This is a genomic window from Gilliamella sp. App2-1 (assembly GCF_001690255.1).
In the GTDB taxonomy this organism is placed as follows: Bacteria; Pseudomonadota; Gammaproteobacteria; order Enterobacterales; family Orbaceae; genus Gilliamella; species Gilliamella apicola_G.
The window spans coordinates 1-3,195 of the sequence record NZ_LZGR01000028.1 but is presented as its reverse complement, the minus strand read 5'-3'; the positions used below and the strand labels follow the sequence as shown (position 1 = coordinate 3,195).

At 40.7% G+C, this 3,195-nt stretch carries 3 protein-coding genes; all 3 read right to left on the bottom strand.

All coding sequences use genetic code 11. The features are described 5' to 3' along the window. A partial coding sequence (locus A9G22_RS04075; protein WP_141669970.1) for a VENN motif pre-toxin domain-containing protein occupies positions 1-554 on the bottom strand: 554 nt, incomplete at its 3' end. Between the two features lie 636 nt (positions 555-1,190). Continuing rightward, entirely contained in the window at positions 1,191-1,463 is a 273-nt protein-coding gene (locus tag A9G22_RS04070; protein ID WP_065587066.1) for a hypothetical protein, read from the bottom strand. Between the two features lie 3 nt (positions 1,464-1,466). Beyond that, on the bottom strand, positions 1,467-3,195 hold a 1,729-nt coding region (locus A9G22_RS04065), incomplete at its 5' end, for a VENN motif pre-toxin domain-containing protein (protein ID WP_176700225.1).

Genomic DNA, 3,195 nt, shown 5'->3' with positions numbered 1-3,195 from the left:
TCCCACGTATCACCATTGATTAATGAAGTCATTGCGTCTGATGCAGTTTTATTAGCTTTCCCTAAATCATCGAGTGCAGTATCGCAATAAGATGCCCCCATGGTACAACTTCCTAATGCAAGTATAGCATCTAATGCTGTATCTGCAGCGCCAGCACCAAAATCAACCGCATCACCATATGACATCATTATCCCATTAAGAATTTGAGATGCTGTATTTTCACCAATTTTTTCTCTAATTTCTGTTTTCCAGTATTCAACACTGTTTTTATGTTTTTCACGAAACCTATCACCAAGTAACGAATTATTCTCAACCGCATTTTTCCCCGCCGCAACGCCAGTATTGATATCTTGGATATCACCACCGGCCGCGGCGGTAGCTAGGCCAGTCGCGAGTTGGGTTAGGGCGCTGATTTGTTGTCTTTCTTCTTGGCTTAGGTCTTTGATGTCTTTATCGGGGTAAAGGATACCTGCAATAACTTCTGCACTGCGTTCACTTGCGGCAGCGCCTAAGCCACCCACTAGGGCAGAGTTGCCTTGCAGCTGCGCAACCACCCCGCCCAAGATGGCATGGCTGACCGTGTTGGCAATGTTGCTCGTCAGTTAAGAAGATACCTTTGTCTGTTGCTTTTAAGTCGGTATTGTTTTCGACCTTTATGTCAAAGCCATCTTTGCTGACACAGAAAAATGCAAAAAAACACCAAGAAAAAAATTAAATAAAATAAACGCCTTACCTGACCGATTTTTTGTAAATAAATAGTGTGTTTTTATGTTTTAAATAGAAGGAGATATGACACAATGAGCAATATAGTTAAGTAGGCTTTATTTACTACAATGGTGCATAAAAATAATAATCACTAAAGTGATGCTAAATCAAAATTACCACTTAAAAAGGATTTAGTGACAGAATCAACTGTCACTTTTTTTAAGAACGAATACAATAATATACGTTAGAATTGTCAGGTTAAGATACATTCCAAGCTAAAATCAACCACAAACAAAGCACCGGCGCCACAATCCAACAAGCGATTTTACACCGTGGGTTACGTACCACAATGTATGAAGCCTACCCCATCCTCCCCCTCAACACTCACTATTAAGGTTGAATAAAATAGGTTAATTATTGTACTTGCTATTCAATACTTGTAACTTAAAAACAAACTTTCTACTGGTTCACTGGAAATTATTAGTCTACAAAGTGGAAGTTATTTCATTGCTAATTACCTTAATCCACACTTCTCCAGACTCCATTATTAAAGTTTTTGATTCTATTTTCACGAGTGCGATATAAGAACCAAATAACTCTTCACCATCAAGCATATTTTTACATTCAAATTCCTTCACATTTTTACAATGAATTTTTCCCAAAGAATGCCCATCATAAGTACTCCATATATCAAAAATAAGATCACTCCCAAAATTACTAAAATTTATAGTTCCGAGACTTACATCTTCAAATTTCATAATTTACTCCACAAAATGTCCAGTTGAATGTGATTGATCCGGAAGCCTATTACCAAAGTAATCTTGTCGCTCAGAGTATTTCCCTGATCTATCTGATTTCCATACTCTTTGCGTTCTAATAACTTCACCTGTTGGCTTGATGGTTACAGTGACACCATCTGAACCTTTCCATGTTTCGTAGCCTCCCTGTGATTGCCCATTACTAGTAAATCCTTTAGATTTTAGATCTTCATAGAGCCTCTCTCTTGTTTTAGGTAAATCCGGAGTTATCTGCCCCGTCGTCCCCTTTCCAGCATTTAGTTCTTTTTCATTTTTTACATGCTCGCCAAATTTGCTACTCTCATTTCCTTTTTGATTGGCTGCTTGGCTATTATGTATTTTATACTTAATCTCTTTATAATTTCCACCATCTTGTGCAACACTTCCTTTTCCATGTTGCGTTTCTAAGACTGTTTTATCTAATGGTTTGTTCGCACCTGTTCCCTTTCCAGCTGCACTATTTTTTACAACTGTTGTTTCAATTTGTTTTGACTGGCTTGCCGCTTGATTCATCAAGCGGTTACCTTCAGCAACATTCCCCGCTTTATATGCTACTTCCGCTTCTTTTACCAAAACTTGTGCAGTTTTAGTTTCAACTTTAATTACTTTTCCCGCTACTTTGATAAATTTTGCAAAAGGTAATACTCCTGCTGCTGCTATTGCGTAGTCACCCCAACTATCTGCATCCCTAAAGGCGATATAATCACCATATGGCGTCACCAATATAGCTAGATCTTCTGGCAATCGCATCAAATCCTCTCTTAAAGGATCATACATAAATTTACCTGAATTCATATCATCTATGATTTGCGAAGCCTCTTCTGGGGTTAGATAACCATTAGCTGAAGCATGAAGTATGCTGTCATAATTTGCCCCTGTTTCAGGTGAAAGACCAATAAAATCGCCACCAAATCCACCATCAGCCCAACTTAATCCATTATTCTCAACCGCATTTTTCCCCGCCGCAACGCCAGTATTGATATCTTGGATATCACCACCGGCCGCGGCGGTAGCTAGGCCAGTCGCGAGTTGAGTTAGGGCGCTGATTTGTTGTCTTTCTTCTTGGCTTAGGTCTTTGATGTCTTTATCGGGGTAAAGGATACCTGCAATAACTTCCGCACTGCGTTCACTTGCGGCAGCGCCTAAGCCACCCACTAGGGCTAAGTTGCCTTGCAGCTGCGCAACCACCCCACCCAAGATGGCATGACTGACCGTGTTGGCAATGTGGTCTGTTTCCCATTTGCCGGTTTCAGGGTTGTAATGCTCGGTTTGTTTTTTTATGGCACTGGCAATTTTTGGTGCCAGTGCCCCTGCAACCGCCCCTGTCATGTCGCCGCTGATGATGCCGTTAATCAGGTTGACCGCCATGTCAATGCCTTGACGGGTTTCACTGCCCATCGCCGACATGCCTTGATTCATCGCTTCTTTGTAGGCGTCTTCGTAGATTTTTTGTTGCTGTTCGTCAGTTAAGACCGTTTTATTGTTTTTCGCCTTTTCTTGCTCTTTGTTTAAAGCCTCTTTCGCTTTTGAGGTGGCGCTGATTCGGTCAATATGATTAAGCATCGTTAACGTTTCACCACCAATTTCACTCACGAGCCGTGTTTGGTCGATGATGCTTTGCTCTTTGTCTTTGTTAAAGATATGTTTGAGCGCATGACTCGCATGCTCGGTATCACGACTTAATTCGTTAATC

Excerpts from the sequence above, each read along its gene's own strand:
- A9G22_RS04070 (WP_065587066.1), bottom strand. The coding sequence starts at position 1,463 with ATGAAATTTGAAGATGTAAGTCTCGGAACTATAAATTTTAGTAATTTT.